The organism is Mucilaginibacter paludis DSM 18603 (assembly GCF_000166195.2).
Lineage (GTDB): Bacteria > Bacteroidota > Bacteroidia > Sphingobacteriales > Sphingobacteriaceae > Mucilaginibacter > Mucilaginibacter paludis.
The window spans coordinates 7,860,513-7,876,540 of the sequence record NZ_CM001403.1; the positions used below are offsets into that span (position 1 = coordinate 7,860,513).

A 16,028-nucleotide genomic window follows, 5' to 3' on the forward strand; every position below is an offset into this window, starting at 1 on the left:
AAATCAATTTGGAATATGTCTTATCATTACTTATTTAAAAAGATCGCGTTACCTTTTCTGTTCGTGCTTTTCCTGGCAACTGCAGTAAATGCGCAAATTATCAAAGGAAAAATAACAGATAGAAAAAACGGCGAACCGCTCCCTGGCGCCACGGTAGAATTGAAGCAAGGCATCAGAAACCTCTACGCCCCAGTTAACCTCGACGGATCATACCAATTTAAAAATTTAAGGCCTGGTATTTATTTGCTACAGGTTAAGTTCGTTGGTTTCAAAACCTCGATAACGTACACCGTTGAGGCCAAGGCCGGAGTTACAACTGTAAATGTTTCTTTGGTTGATGATCTAACTTCGTTGACTGAAATCAATGTGACCGAAAAGATCAACAAAGAAAGTGATGGCGCAGCCAGAAGCCTGGAGAAAAGCTCAAACAACATCGAGAATATCTTGTCTTCCAATACCATTCAGCTATTACCTGATGTAACTGTCGGAAACGCACTACAGCGTATGAGCGGAGTTACCATCCAGCGTTCAACAAGTGGGGAAGGAAGATATGCCATCATTCGCGGTATGGACCAAAGGTATAACACTGTTTTGGTTAACGGTATCAAAATCCCAAGTCCGGATGATCAGTACCGTTTTGTACCTCTTGACATTTTCCCTTCGGAAATTCTGGAAAGACTGGAAGTGATTAAGGCATTAACACCCAATATGGAAGGTGATGCGATTGGTGGTGTGATGAACCTGGTGATGAAGTCGGCACCTGATAGGCTACTTTTAAACGTAAACGCTTCCGCAGGTTATTCGTTCTTATTTTCGGGTAACCGGCCTTTTGATAGCTTCAATACTTCAAGTATCAATAAACAATCTCCGGCAGAAATTAACGGTAATAGTTATATTTCAACTACTAAAGATTACCAGGTCAATTCGCTGTATTCAACTCCTAAATCCAATCCGGTGAATTCAACCTTGGGTATTACTATAGGCGACAGGTTTTTAAATCATAAACTGGGAGTGGTGGTATCCGGAAGTTATCAAAACTTCTACCGCGGATCAAACTCAACCTACCTTGTACCGAATGCCGAACCGGGCTATTCGCCAGCCAACACGCCCTCTATCTCCAATATTTATAACCGTAAGTTTTCCACACAAACCGAACGTGTGGGTTTACATAACAAGATCGATTATGTATTTAACAGCAAAAATAAGATCTCGTTATACAATTTGTACGTTAAGCAAAACGAATACCAGGACCGCTTTACCGCTGATAGCGATTTGATTACCACTACCAGCAAGCAGGGTATTACCTACCGTACTTTAAACAGGACCACCTGGACTTATCAGAACCTGTACAACAGCACTTTGCAAGGCGAGCACCAGTTGACCGATAAATTAAAATTTAACTGGAATGGTGTATACTCTATCGCGAAAAGGAATATGCCCGACCAGGTTGAATACCAGATCAATCATACCGGCTTGAGAGATACTCACGGGAATATAGACAGTACTACAAACGTTGCGGCCAGCATTAGCCATAAATGGCAGCACAATACCGATCAGGATGTAGCCGGATATTACAATTTCATCTATAATCCCAAAATTGTGGATCGCGATGTGGAGCTGTCTTTTGGGGGATTATATCGTCATAAAACCAGAAGTAATTATTATGCCAGCTATTCGCTAACGGCAAATCCACCTAACCAGGTTTATAATGGCAATCTAAGCGCCATACAATTAGCGTTCAATCAAGCCGGACAGGCAACCGGGGATGGTGCAAGTTCAACAGATGGTAACGACTATACCTTTCATGAAAATGTAACTGGTGAGTATTTACAGACCAAATTTATGTTGCTTGATAAGTTACAAATTATTGGTGGAGTAAGGGTTGAAAACACCGCGCAAGACTATGCGACTACGCAGTCGGTGAACACATCAGCTCAAAACGGAAGGATCAATTATACCGATGTATTACCAAGTGCCAATTTAAAATATGCGCTTTCCGATGTTCAAAATTTACGCCTGTCCTATTTTAAATCTATAAGCCGACCAAGTTTCAGTGAACTTGCACCAACCAAAATTGCAGGTGATACTTATGACCAGGTGGGAAATCCTGAACTACAACACACAAGGGCAGAAAATTATGATTTTAGATATGAGCTGTTTCCAGGCGGTTCAAACCAGTTATTGTTAGGCGCTTTTTATAAAGACATACAAAACCCAATCGAATTGATCAACGTGAATGGCGCGTCTGCTCAGTCGGTATTTAAAACAGGTGCGCCAAGCCTGCAATACATTCAGCCACAAAATACAGACAAGGCTACCAACTATGGTTTTGAAGGGCAGTTGACTAAATACTTCGGTGTATTAGGTATATCCGCTAATTATACCTTTACTCAATCGAAGGTAACTACCCCAAAACTGTCAAAAGTTTCAGCCGTTCCTATTTACGTGAACGAGACGAGGCCATTACAAGGCCAAGCCAAAAACATAGCAAACCTGTCGTTATTATTTAAGAGCAGCAAAATCGGTTTGGATATGCAATTGGCTTATGTATTTACAGGTGAGCGCATAGCCCAGGTATCCAATTATGCAGATCTGGATGTATGGCAAAAGCAATACAACCAGGTTGACTTTTCTTTTGAGAAAGTCCTTATCAAAAAGCTGTCATTCTACGGAAAAGTCAACAACCTCACTAATGCTTCAAACCGACTATTTCTGAAACATTCGTCTACTGTAGGACAGGTGATACCTATCCCAGCCCAAGACAATGCTGAAGAAATATTAATTCAGAAAGATATCTACAAGGTATCATTCCTAACTGGTTTGAGATATAAATTTTAATGATTAACAACTAACAATGAAAAATATTTTAACTGTTGCTTTTGCCGCCTTGGCAATGCTGTTTGCGGGATGTTCAAAATGGAACGGAGAACATCATGATATATCAACCTATGTATCTCCACCGGCACATCCGATAAGCGATGCCGCGCCATTGTGCGGCTCCATCAAGGGAACGATGTTAGCAGGCAAAACTTATATTTTGGGTTGCGATGTCACAATAAATGCCGGTGATACCTTGATTATCCAGCCCGGAGTAACAATATACGCAGATCGTACGGCGAAATCAGGGGTCATTGTTCAGGGTACGCTGCTGAGTTTGGGAACAAGAACCAATCCTATCACATTTACGGTGAAGGGCGTTAAAAAAACCGACGCGGTTGGCGTTAATTCCGTAACCGATTCTGCTTACTATGGATTTTGGAAGGGAATTATGGGTGGCCCAAGTTGTCCGTTGATGGTATTTAAATGGACACATATTGATTTTGCCGGAGCTGCTTATGGCACTGCTGGAGCTGCTGTGGGACAGGTTGCCAAGACTTCTTTTTCAATGCTTTTTCAAAATTATAAAGGTGTATTTGTTTTTGAGGACAGCTGGCTATATGGCGCTACAGATGATGCTATGCGCATCTCCAACGGTAAGATAGCCGTGTTTAGAAGTACCTTTGAAAAATGCGGTCCTGCCGGAGGCGATTGCGTAAATGTTAAAGGGGGCACAGTTGGTACCATGGCTTACAACTTTTTTATCGGCACAGCAACCAATGCCCAAAAAGCTTCAAATAAAGGCGCGCCGGTAGGATCTTCAGAAACTAATATCGTTATGTATAATGGCACATTCGTTAGTTGTGGGTGGCGTTCTTCGGCCGATTTGAAAGGCGCTAACATTAATTACGAGGAAGGAGCAAGCGGGATGTTCTATAATAACGTGAATGTGAATTGCCGCGTAGGTTTCCGCGTGGTTGGTAACCCGCCTGCCGATTTTGCCAATTTAAAGTATGGTTATAATTTCAATTATGGCGATAACTTGCACTCTCTGCAAAACATCTATCCTTTGGGTAACAACACTCAACCGCAACCTACGGATATCCCTACCCCATCATCCTTTCTACCAGCAAACTATGCTTTAGGCGACCCAATTAGTGTCGCCAGTGTAACGCCCCTGATCGGAGCTAACAACCCGATGTTTGTCAACTTCCCGTTGCCTATCCCATCAGGAACTAATGCAATTGACTACAGCGCCATTGGCAATTTCGATTTCCACCTCCAGGCAAGTTCGCCATTACGTGGAAAAGGTTATACTGCTGTTGTTCCCTTAATTGTTGTTCCCATAGATCCCAATTATGGGCTGACTGAGGCAACGCCGCCTGGAGCAGACCTGGGCTGTTACCAGTTTAACGGTACAGGAAACCAACATTAATTATAAGCACTTGGCCCAAAATGAGTTGCAACATAAAACTCATTTTGAGCCTTTTGATATCAAAGTGGCTTAGCGGGCAAATTTTAATTATCAAAAAGCAAGTATGATCATTTACCTACTCAACAATACTGACCAACAAATCAAATGAAGTTACTTCACTCCATTTTAACAGGTCTCAGCCTTATTTTTTTATTGGGAGATTGTTCCAAATCCTCAACTAACAGTTCATCTGTAACAGCCGCTAAGTCTGCGACAAACACCACACCCCTGCCCAATACGGTGTATAAAACAGATACTTTAAAAGTAATGGCTTACAACGTACTTAACTTTGGCGACGGCTGCCAGGGCAATATCGCCGATCTGGATAATTATTTTAAAACTATTATTCAATATACGCAGCCTGATTTATTGAGTTGCGAAAAAATGAATGCTTTTTCGCTTTCAGCCACGGGAGCACTTAATTATGCTGCTGAGATTACTGACAATGTATTAAACGCCACTTTTGCCGGGCGATACGCCTATGCTACCCCCACCAACTTTAGTAACGACAACAAAATGTCCGTCCTTTTTTACAACAGGCAAAAGCTGAGTTTTGTTAACGAGACAACCATTGTTAAAAATGTATCTGACTTTAATTTGTATAAGCTTTACTATAACGATCCTAATCTGGGCATCACTCACGATACAACCTTTTTGTACGTACTGGTGAATCACACGCAATCGGGTAACTCGCCGAACGCCATTCGCGATCAGCAGGAAACACAGGAGATGCAGGCCCTGCGAAGTAAATTTGCTTATTTGCCAAACCTGATCAACATGGGCGATTTTAACCAGCATAACAGCATCGAAGCCGGTTATCAAGCCATTATTAGCGCCGCAGATACGGGTACCCAGATGAGCGACCCGCCTTTTGGCGTAGATAAGGTTTTGCAATATCCTGCGGACTGGGATAACGACCCTGCCTCCTTCAAACCGTATTTAACCACGTCAACCCGGCTTTCTGCCAGTATCCCGAACACCTGCGGCACAAGCGGAGGCGCCAAATCCTGGTACGACCATATTTTAATATCGCCTTGGCTGGTTAAAGGGGCAAATTATATCCAATATATCCCCAATTCCTATCAAACTGTCGGCAATGACGGTCAACGCCTCGGCGTTGATGTGAATTCTACCACACCGGTAACCAATACGTCTACCCCAGCTAACGTTATCAATGCCTTGTTTAATTTTTCCAATAAATATCCCATTACCATCAGGTTGTTGGTTAAGGCTAACCGTACCGGCGGTAGTTTAAATGATCCGGCAGAAAAAAATTAGGATAATATAGAAGTTTTATATTCTTGCAACCCCCGTGTTTAAATAGAGCTATATAATAATGTTAATAAATAATAAGCCTATGAATAAAATAACAGTAAATCAATAGCATTATAATTAATAAAATCAATCATATTACATCTTACTCTTAACCATGAAAAACAAAATTACATTAAGAAAAACATTCTTTTTTTTGAGCTCTTTGTTGTTATTAACACCACTTGGGTGCAAAAAAGAAACAATTAAATCGTCGAATAATAAGTACGCTATCCCAAATACTATTTCGTCTTACGCAGTCACGCCAGTTACTTTTGACTGGGAAACAGTAGATTGGATGCCAACACCTGCCGGCCAAGCCCAAATACCCCCACCATGGGTAGGTCAAGGAAGCATTACTTCTGTATACGGCATTGATGTTGCAAATGATCACAAAGCAGCCGATGGATGGATACTCGTATACAATACATTTGACGCCAATGCAAGCGGTAGCCTTACAAATCCATATTTCATTCTATACAATACTTACAGAGGATTAATGAGAATATATTTATATACTACTACACCTTTCAATTATCCGTCAACTTATATTGTGGATGGATTAAAAGTTGTATCAAACCACAGTTCTTCTATGCTTAATTTTTTAGGTACGGATATTGTTGATCCGGCTCAAAACCAGTTAAGTTTTTCACAAATTGAACCTGCCCCTGCAGACGGATCACAGCCATTAGCCACAAACAAATGGTATATGCTACAGTACGAAATGGCTTACGACCCCCAGGTTACTACATTAGGCTATCAGGATATACAGCTAAGTTGGTTTACAAATTACAACAGTGTTAGTACTATATCATTAGGAGGAACAGAAACAGGCACTATAAAAACCGCCGTAGGAGCACCTTCCGACCCTCTAAATACAGCGCTGCAAAATGGAGGGGCTGTCGCAGGTAAGGCCGCTGTCAGTTTTATTGGCAGCCAAATACTAAATAACGTTTCACAAACTGGTGACGTAAACAACAAAGTGGGATTGCCCAATGTTATCTTTACAAAAATTAAAGATGCTGTTTCTTCTGCATTAGGTGCTGCAACAGGAAACATACCCGGTGCGATAGTTGGTATATTTAGTGCCATAATTGGAGGCACAAGTAATAGTACGCCAACAATGAACTTAAATTTAAACTCTACTATTACATTAAAGGGTACCCAAACAAGTAGCGGCTCATTCCCATCAAGCCCTACTTCTGTTTATGTACCAGGCTCAATTATAACTTCAAATGCCCAGAACTACATTCCACTTTACAATCAACCTCTCGGAATGTTTAATTTGTCTGCCCGGCCAACGGTACAGATAAAACGGAATCATACACCTGATGGCCAAGGTTATTATACCACTACCTATACTTTAACTACTGGTATGGATCAGATTCTTAAATTCAATCCGGCAGTAATTAATACTAGCTCCACGGGAGCGCATATTGCGAATATCAATGCACTTGTAGTAGCAATTCAGAATGCCGACCCTACTCCTTATTATGGCTTCCAGACTACTGGCAATTTGGAGCAGGTTGGTACATATACTGCGATTACACAAGCGTTAGATGATGACGATGAGCCCGTTACCCTCCAATTGCAATTTCAAAGAGATTTAAACCCAAATCCACAAGTTGCTGTTAGAATATCTTTTGACGTGATTCCGAATAATGGTGCTCCAAAATCGTCCATTATAAAAACATTTTGGGCGAACTCCAATATTCAGGATGCTTATTAGGTGTATGATATAAACACCTATTTAATAATAATTCACTTGTTCTCATTTTTTGGAACAGGTGAATTATTTAAAGGGATCAGTCTGATTTTTTTTGCAATATCCCACGGACTGGGATAGCAACCCGGCCTCCTTCAAACCGTATTTAACCACATCAACCCGGCTGTCTGCCAGTATCCCGAACACCTGCGGCACAAGCGGAGGCGCCAAATCATGGTACGACCATATTTTTATATCGCCCTGGCTGGTTAAAGGGGCAAATTATATCCAATACATTCCTAACTCTTATCAAACTGTCGGCAATGACGGTCAACGCCTTGGCGTTGATGTAAATGCAACCACGCCGGTGGTCAATACATCTGCACCGGCCAACGTTATCGATGCCTTGTTCAATTTTTCAAATAAATACCCGATCACTATCAAGTTGCTGGTTAAGGTTAACCGTACCGGCGGTAGTTTAGCTGACCCAGCTGAAAGAAATTGATATCAATAGTGTGTGATAAGGTTGGCACTTATCATACGCTATTTTACTTCTATCTTATACGCGCCCCCCTAAAATACCTTTTCTGGGGCACTTCTCTCTCCTATCGCAGCGCGCCGTAGAATGGATATCAACAGTTACATTCTGTGCTCAAGCACTTTCGGCAATAGTCGTATTTATTTTCATTTATCTTAGGCAATTATCATAAAATGAACGTATAATTGACCTGTATAACCATATAAACTTATTCGTACTACCTGATATACTTCCTCAAAATAAAGAAGTGGTCGTTATTGCTTAACTTAAATTATGCCTGCTACAAAGGTTTTAACTATATGCGTTATTGCATTTTTTTTAAGCATGGCATTTTGCGCTGATGCTCAGTTAAAGTGCAAAATAGAACATTATTCTACTGAAGATGGCCTGTCGCACAACCGGATTATGTGCATGCTCAAAGACAGGGAGGGCTTTATGTGGTTTGGCACCTGGGATGGTTTAAACAGGTTTGACGGGCATAATTTTGTGGTTTATAAATCCAAACCCGGCGATACATCAAGCCTGCGCAACAACAGGATAGAAAATATTATTGAAGATAAGGCCGGTTTTTTATGGGTACAAGCTTATGATAACCGCGTATACAGGTTTGATAAAAAAAACGGACAATTTTTGGCTATTGAGGCCGGCGCTCCTTTCAACAGGGGCTCCCAGCCCATTTTCACCAGGATGGAGTTATCAAAAAATGGGCGCATCTGGCTTATCACCAAAAAAGAAGGTATTTTTTTGATTGACGAACCCGACGCAGTACACCCACATTGTACCAGGTTTGCACAAGGGCTGGGCCGCAGCTTAAGTTTGCCATCAAATACCATTCAGTTTTTTCATCAGGATCAACAATCCAATGTTTGGATAAGCACAGCTAACGGCATCTGCCTTATTGCTAAAAACCGGTTCGGGAAATATACGAGCAGCACGCTTTCGGGCAGAAACGATTTAACCTGCGCCGAGGATACCAAAGATACCATTTGGCTGGGTACCAGGGCCGGAAGCTTAATTTACATCCCCAAATCAACAAAACAATTTACGGAGTTAAAGTTAACGGACAACAGCATCAATCAACTGATCGTTTCCAAAAAAAATAATTGTGTTTACGCCACGTCTTCCGGCGCGCAAGTGATTAAAATACAACGATCAAACAGGGCTTTCAGCTTATTTACCATGCCGCAGGCGGGGCAATTTTTTTCTTTGTATGAGGATAAGCGCGGCTTGCTATGGCTTGAAGCAGACCGATACGGCATTGTAAAGTTTGATCCGGAGCGCAAATCATTCAAAGGATTCAATCAAAAAACGGACGCTTTTTTTGATCATTACGTTAAATTTTACCGAGTAATTGAGGATAACAACGGATCGGTATGGGTGAGTATGGATCATGGTGGCTTTGGATACTACAACCCTGTTACCGATAATGTAGACTATTTTTACGACGAGCCGGGCTCTGGCAATCACTGGTTTTCAAATATTATTGTTTGCACTTATATGGACCCCGCCGGGGTATTGTGGTTAAATGCCGATGATAAAGGCCTGAATAAAATTGTTTTTCAGCGCAACGATTTCAACCAGAAACTTATTGTCACCAACACCGTCAACCGGTCTGATAATGAAATACGTGGTTTATGTTATGATAGCCAAAACAGATTGTGGCTGGCATCCAAGTCGGGTAATTTATACATCTACAAAAACGACAAGCAAGTACCCGTATCTTTTTTAAATACCCCAAAGGATGGCATAGGCGTAATTTATGCCATTTTGCAGGATAAAAAAGGCTGCGTATGGATAGGCACCCGCAGCAACGGCTTGTTCAGGGCTGTGCCGGTAAATGCACAACAAACAGCCTATCAATTAACTCATTTTGAAACCGGCAAGAATGATATTTTCAGCTTAAACAGCAACGTAATTTATTCGCTGCTGGAGGATAGGCAAGGCCGTGTTTGGGTGGGTACCTACGAAAGCGGACTAAATTTAGTTGACGAGCAAAACGGGTGGATCAGATTTTTGAACATCAAAAACTGTTTTAAAAATTATCCAAAAAAATCGTTCCTGAAGATCCGGAATTTAAAAGAAGATGCTAAGGGAAATATCTGGCTGGCAACCACGGATGGATTGCTCATTGTTGATCCCGATCAATATCATATCGATCATTCGAGGTTTGCTGGTTTCAGCAAGATATCAGGCGACAGAACAAGTTTAAGTAAAAACGATATCCAGTTTATTTACCGCGACTCCAAAGCTGCAATGTGGCTATGCACATCGGGCGGAGGCCTGGATAAAGCCATTGGCGATAATCCATTTAAAAAGCTGAATTTTAAAGTTTACACCACCGAAGATGGCTTAACAAGCGATTATGTTTTAAGCTGCGTTGAAGATAACGATAACAATTTGTGGCTGGCAACAGAGAACGGACTTTCTAAATTTAACCCGCAAAGCGACAAGTTCAGAAATTACGATTCGTACGATGGTCTCCCCAAAACAGGTTTCTCCGAATCATCGAGCCTGAAACTCCCTAACGGCAACCTGGTTTTTGGCGGCATTACCGGCTACGTATCCTTCAACCCGCGGAGCATCCTCAGCCCTAAAATTTTTGTTAATATGGCGTTCACCAATTTGCAGGTGAACAACAATGATATTTTTCCGGATCAAAGCGGCGGTATCCTGAAGCAAAACATTGATCAAACATCCGGCTTGCGGCTTCAGTACAACCAAAATATCATCGCGGTAGACTATGCGGTATTGGATTACCGGTTAACAAGCAAACAAAACTATGCTTATCGCCTGCTGGGTTTCGATAACCTTTGGCACGACAACAAAGGGCAGCGGCGGGCTACTTATACTAACCTGCCACCGGGCGATTATAAGTTTGAAGTGAAGAGCACCGCGGCCGATCTTTATTTAAACACGCCCTATAAAAGTTTATCCATAACCATTTTACCGCCGCCGTGGTGTACCTGGTGGGCATACCTCATTTACATGGTCATCTTATCGATAGCAATAGCCATAGTACGCCGCATTGCCTTGACCATGCTTAAACTCAGGCACCGGATAGCTGTTGAACAAAAGATGGCCGATTTAAAGGTAGGCTTCTTCACCAACGTATCGCACGAACTGCGTACCCCCCTAACGTTGATACTGAACCCGATAGAAGAGATCTTCGATAAAGAAAAACTATCAGCTCAGGGCGTTGAGCACATCCACGTTGTGCGCAAAAATGCAAAGCGAATGGTGCGCTTTATTAATCAGTTGCTTGATTTGCGCAAGGCGCAGAGCGGCAAAGCTACACTCCGGGTTTCACAGGTAGATATGGTATCGTTCGTGAAAAAAATAAGTGAATATTTTACCGACCTGGCCCGCGAAAAACATATTGAGCTTCAAATTACCGCCAGCCGTGATATTGTATTGCTTTGGATAGATGCCGAAAAAATTGATGTTGTGATCTATAACCTGCTGGCCAATGCCTTTAAGTTTAGCCCGGCCAACAAAACTATACAAGTGCTGATTGGACAGGCGTATGCAAATGCCCCGGTATTGATTGAGATAGCCGACCAGGGCCAGGGCGTGCCGGAAAACAAACTGCAGGACATTTTTGAGCTGTATTATGAAGGAGACCACAACGAGAGCAAAAACCTGAAAGGCACCGGTATAGGCCTTGCTTTAGCCAAAGAGCTGGTGGCTATTCATCAGGGTAAAATTTCTGCGAAAAATAATACCGATAAAGGCCTCACTGTATCCATCGAATTGAAAGCCGGAAAAGAACATTTTGCAACTGCCGATGTGGTTTTTGTTGATGCGCCCGAAGTACCTCATGAGTTTGAGGAAACTATGGAGGGTATGTTATTACAAACCATTCATCATCCCAAACATCAACATGACGTAAACGTGCCCTTAGTTTTATTGGTTGAAGACAATAACGATCTGCGGATGTTTTTAGCAGCACAACTCAGTAGCCTTTACCGTGTAGAAGTTGCCGAAAATGGGCAGGAAGGTTTACAAAAAGCAATCAATTTATTACCCGACCTGGTGTTGAGCGATGTAATGATGCCTAAAATGGATGGCATACAAATGCTTGATGAGTTAAAGAACAATATCCTGACGAGCCATATCCCAGTCGTGCTATTGTCGGCAAAGTTTTCGATTGAAAACCAGATAGAAGGATTAAAATACGGGGCCGACTCCTATATCACCAAACCTTTTGATAACGGCTTTTTACTGGCATCGATAGAAAACCTGATCAGGCAGCGCAAAAAAATATTTGATACTCTTTTAAGCGGCAAAAAAACCATTTCGCTTAGCCCGGCCGAGATCGTAATCACCTCGCACGATGAAATATTTCTGAAAAAGGTCATCCAAATTGTCGAGGATCGAATGGTTGATCCTGAGTTTAATATCGAATCCGTTTCTGAGGCGGTTAATTTGAGCCGTTCGGCTTTTTATAAAAAATTTAAAAGCCTCACCAATATGGCCCCTGTTGAATTTGTAAGGGAGATGCGCCTGAAAAGAGCAAAGCAAATGTTAGATGCCGGCCAAAATAACATGACCGAAATAGCATACGCCGTAGGTTTCAATAACTCCAGGTATTTCAGCACTTGTTTTAAAGAGCTTTATCATCAATCACCAACCGACTATCTCAAGTCGATATCAATAAAAGCGTAAAACCGCATTCAAAGCCTTATTTCACGCATTTTATATTAAAATTTGAACAAATTCGATCAAATTTCGAACACCTCTGCACACCCTCCTGCCTACGTTTGTAGCGCTGCATATAGCCTGTAACATCCATCTCCGGTACCGGGAAAACCCGGCAGGTTATACCAGCCAACCAATTATATTATTAACCGGGCTAATGGGCATACATCAAATGGTGCCGATGAACCTTAAACCTTCAAAAACAAATTAAATTATGAAAAAAGTTTTACTACAAACTTTGCTCATGTTCCTTTTGGGCTCAGCCTGGGCCCAAACCAGAACAATTAGCGGTAAGGTAACTGATGAACGGGGCGAATCGTTACCAAGCGTTAACGTTAAGGTAAAGGGAACTGCCATTGTTACTGCCGCTGCTGCGGATGGCACCTACAAATTATCAGTTCCGGGGACCGAATCGGTACTGGTTTTTTCTTTCATCGGTTATAAACCTAAAGAAATAAAGGTGGGCGGCCAAACAGTGATCAACGTGTCGCTTGAGCCCGACTCCAAATTACTGAACGAGGTCGTAGCCATTGGTTATCAAACCGTGAGGCGCAGGGATTTGGTTACCGCCGTATCATCTGTTACGGCAAAAGACCTGAAAGATAACCCAACATTATCTGCCGCCGAAGCGCTCCAGGGCAAATTAGCAGGCGTACAGGTTACCGTTGCCGATGGGCAGCCCGGCGCTTCCGCAGATATTTACATCCGGGGCCGTACCTCCATAACACAAAGCGGTTCTCCGTTATATATTGTGGATGGCATACAGGTTGATGGCGCGCTGAATGCCTTATCACCACAGGATATCGAATCGATAGATGTATTGAAAGATGCCGCTTCAACATCCATCTATGGCGCCCGCGGCTCAAATGGGGTTGTAATTATTACTACCAAAGGCGGTACCAATACCAACGGAAAAACAACGGTAAACTATAATAACAGCTTCTCTATCCAAAAGCTGCCCAAAGAGCTGGATGTGATGGGCCCCTTCGATTTTCTCGAATTTCAATACGAGCGTTCAAAAATAACCGGCGATACGAGCTACATTGCCCGGTATTATAAAACAGGGAACCCTTACAGCAGGATAACCGATTACCAGAATGTTGACAACATCGACTGGCAGAAAATTATGTTTGGCCGTAATGCCCTGCAGCAAACCCATAACATCAGCATATCCGGAGGCACCAAACAAACGCAGTATAACCTAAGCGGCACTTATAATGATCAGGAAGGCATCCTGTTGTATACCCAATATAAAAGAGGGTTGATCAACTTCAGGTTTGACCACCAGGCCAGCAGCAAATTAAAAATCAGTTTTAATGTGCGTTACAATAATAACGTGTTAGACGGGCAAGGCACAGCCGACGCGGGCGGCGCGCAGAGCAATAACCTGAGGCAGATTGTACGTTATCAGCCCATACTGGTACCCAACCAGACGCTTGATTATTATGACGCCGCCGAAGCTGCCGCAACCAGCGGCAACGGCTTATCGTTAATTAACCCACTTGAGGAGATGCAACAACAATACAGAAAGCGATCTAACAATGTATTGAATATCAACGCATCTGTCAATTACAATATCACCAAAAGATTGGTTTTCAGATCGGTAGCGGCAATTGACTATAACAACACCAATATGCGCACTTTTGACGATACCATCACCTACAACGCACGTACTACAGGAGGCAAACAGCCATTGATAACGGTGACCAATAACAATGTCCGCACGATCAATAACTCCAATACCTTAGATTATAATAATCCCGCCATTATGGGGTCAAAGCATAGTATCGATGTTTTGGTGGGTCAGGAAACCTATCAAACCTATACCGTTGTAAATGGCCTCGACCTGCGCAATTACCCCATAGGCACATCGCCGGATCAGGCTTTTGCCAACTACTCCCTGGCACAAACTGTTCAGCCGCCAACCGTATCAGAGATCCCGATCCAAAATTTCTCGCTGTTTTCCCGGGTGAGCTATAATTACGCCGGTAAATATTTTGCCACATTTAATTTAAGGGCCGATGCAAGTTCTGTTTTCGGGCCGCAAAATAAATGGGGCTATTTCCCTTCCGCCTCTTTGGCCTGGCGTGTATCTGACGAGAACTTTATGAAAAACCAAAACCTGGTATCTGATCTGAAGCTGAGGCTAAGCTATGGTTCTGTGGGTAATAACCGCATCAGTCCGTTTTCTTATGGAAACTTTTTTGCACCGGGCAAATCCTATTATCTCAATGACCTTTTTGTTTTCGGAGCATCAACCACCAGCCTGGGTAACCCCGACTTAAAATGGGAATCGCAGTTATCAAGAAACATCGGGATAGATGTCGCCTTTTTTAAAGGCCGCCTTCAGCTTACCGTGGATGCATACCGTAATACTACCAGCAACCTGCTGTTAAGTAATGTGATACCTACAAACTCCGGTTATAGCAGCCAGTTGCAGAATGTAGGCGCTACCCAAAATACCGGGCTCGAAATCCAGTTGAACGGCACCATTATGCAGACTAAAAACTTTAGATGGACCGGAAACTTTAATATTGCATGGAACAAAAACATTATCAAAAGCTTAGGGGCACAACAATCGTTCACCGTTAATTCCGGATTTTTCAACTCATCACAGCAACCGGCTGACTACCTGGTTAAAGTGGGAGAAGAAGTTGGTACCTTTTATGGCTTAAAGAATGATGGCTATTACAAAATATCTGATTTTGATGCCACGCCTTACAGCAATCCACTATATCCCTGGGCAACTACCAAATATACGCTGAAGGCAGGTGTGCCAACATCGTCCATATCTTCAACAACGGTACAGCCCGGAACGCAAAAATTTGTTGATGTTGTACCTGATGGTAAAATTACCACGGCAGATTATACGGTAATTGGCCATGCTTTACCCAAAGGCATAGGCGGTTTTGGGCAAACCTTTGCCTATAAAAATTTCGACCTCAACATCTTCCTTAATTTTTCTTACGGCAACCAGGTGGCCAATTACAACAAGCTTGAGTTTACCAGCACCTACTCAAACGGCGCCAACCTGCTCAGCTCATTTAACGACAGGTACCGTACCGTTGATCCCAGAACCGGGGTACAGGTGCAGGGCGTACCCAGCGCGGCCGTTGGCGTAATAGGTGCTTCGCCGGATATACTGAATGCCCTTAACGGCAATGCAAAGTATTGGATACCCGTGCAGAGTGTTGAGTGGGATAACAACCAGTCGTTCGCTTTAGAGAGCGGCTCATTCATCCGCCTAAATAACGTTACGCTGGGCTATACCCTTCCCCGCAACGTCACCAACCGGATCAAAGTTTCAAGCCTCAGGGTGTTTATTACAGGCACCAACCTGGGCACTATTACAGGTTACACCGGTTATGATCCGGATGTGAGCACCAGGCGCGGGTCGCCGGTTACAGCGGGTGCCGATTATTCCGCATTTCCAAAGGCCCGTGTATTTACCGCCGGCTTAAATGTTTCATTTTAAAAGGAATCAA

General features: G+C 42.8%; 7 protein-coding genes. All 7 read left to right on the top strand.

Annotated features, from left to right (window positions below; translation table 11 throughout):
* The first annotated feature begins 15 nt into the window (after positions 1-15).
* The 7 genes from MUCPA_RS33295 to MUCPA_RS33325 all read left to right on the top strand — a co-directional run bounded on the left by MUCPA_RS33295 (position 16) and on the right by MUCPA_RS33325 (position 16,018).
* The gene (locus MUCPA_RS33295) at positions 16-2,838 is read left to right on the top strand and encodes a TonB-dependent receptor (RefSeq protein WP_008512735.1); all 2,823 of its coding nucleotides are present in this window, start codon (positions 16-18) and stop codon (positions 2,836-2,838) included.
* A gap of 16 nt (positions 2,839-2,854) precedes the next feature.
* Positions 2,855-4,252 carry a hypothetical protein gene (locus MUCPA_RS33300; protein WP_008512736.1) on the top strand — a complete coding sequence of 466 codons (1,398 nt, stop codon included), beginning with the start codon at positions 2,855-2,857 and terminating at the stop codon, positions 4,250-4,252.
* 144 nt (positions 4,253-4,396) lie between these two features.
* On the top strand, positions 4,397-5,569 hold the full coding sequence (locus tag MUCPA_RS33305; protein ID WP_008512737.1) for an exonuclease/endonuclease/phosphatase family protein: 1,173 nt from the start codon (positions 4,397-4,399) through the stop codon (positions 5,567-5,569).
* Positions 5,570-5,720: 151 nt separating this feature from the next.
* The gene (locus MUCPA_RS33310; protein WP_008512738.1) at positions 5,721-7,331 is read left to right on the top strand and encodes a hypothetical protein; all 1,611 of its coding nucleotides are present in this window, start codon (positions 5,721-5,723) and stop codon (positions 7,329-7,331) included.
* Between the two features lie 91 nt (positions 7,332-7,422).
* On the top strand, positions 7,423-7,812 hold the full coding sequence (locus tag MUCPA_RS33315) for a hypothetical protein (RefSeq protein WP_040626793.1): 390 nt from the start codon (positions 7,423-7,425) through the stop codon (positions 7,810-7,812).
* Between the two features lie 306 nt (positions 7,813-8,118).
* Positions 8,119-12,510, top strand: a complete 4,392-nt coding sequence (locus tag MUCPA_RS33320) for a hybrid sensor histidine kinase/response regulator transcription factor (RefSeq protein ID WP_008512739.1) — start codon at positions 8,119-8,121, stop codon at positions 12,508-12,510.
* A gap of 247 nt (positions 12,511-12,757) precedes the next feature.
* Complete coding sequence (locus tag MUCPA_RS33325) at positions 12,758-16,018, top strand: SusC/RagA family TonB-linked outer membrane protein (RefSeq protein WP_008512741.1); 3,261 nt, start codon at positions 12,758-12,760, stop codon at positions 16,016-16,018.
* Positions 16,019-16,028 lie beyond the last annotated feature (10 nt).

What these genes read in the sequence shown, in the direction of transcription:
- MUCPA_RS33295 (WP_008512735.1), top strand. Translation starts at nt 16, where the DNA reads ATGTCTTATCATTACTTATTTAAAAAGATCGCGTTACCTTTTCTGTTC.
- MUCPA_RS33300 (WP_008512736.1), top strand. Translation starts at nt 2,855, where the DNA reads ATGAAAAATATTTTAACTGTTGCTTTTGCCGCCTTGGCAATGCTGTTT.
- MUCPA_RS33305 (WP_008512737.1), top strand. Translation starts at nt 4,397, where the DNA reads ATGAAGTTACTTCACTCCATTTTAACAGGTCTCAGCCTTATTTTTTTA.
- MUCPA_RS33310 (WP_008512738.1), top strand. Translation starts at nt 5,721, where the DNA reads ATGAAAAACAAAATTACATTAAGAAAAACATTCTTTTTTTTGAGCTCT.
- MUCPA_RS33320 (WP_008512739.1), top strand. Translation starts at nt 8,119, where the DNA reads ATGCCTGCTACAAAGGTTTTAACTATATGCGTTATTGCATTTTTTTTA.
- MUCPA_RS33325 (WP_008512741.1), top strand. Translation starts at nt 12,758, where the DNA reads ATGAAAAAAGTTTTACTACAAACTTTGCTCATGTTCCTTTTGGGCTCA.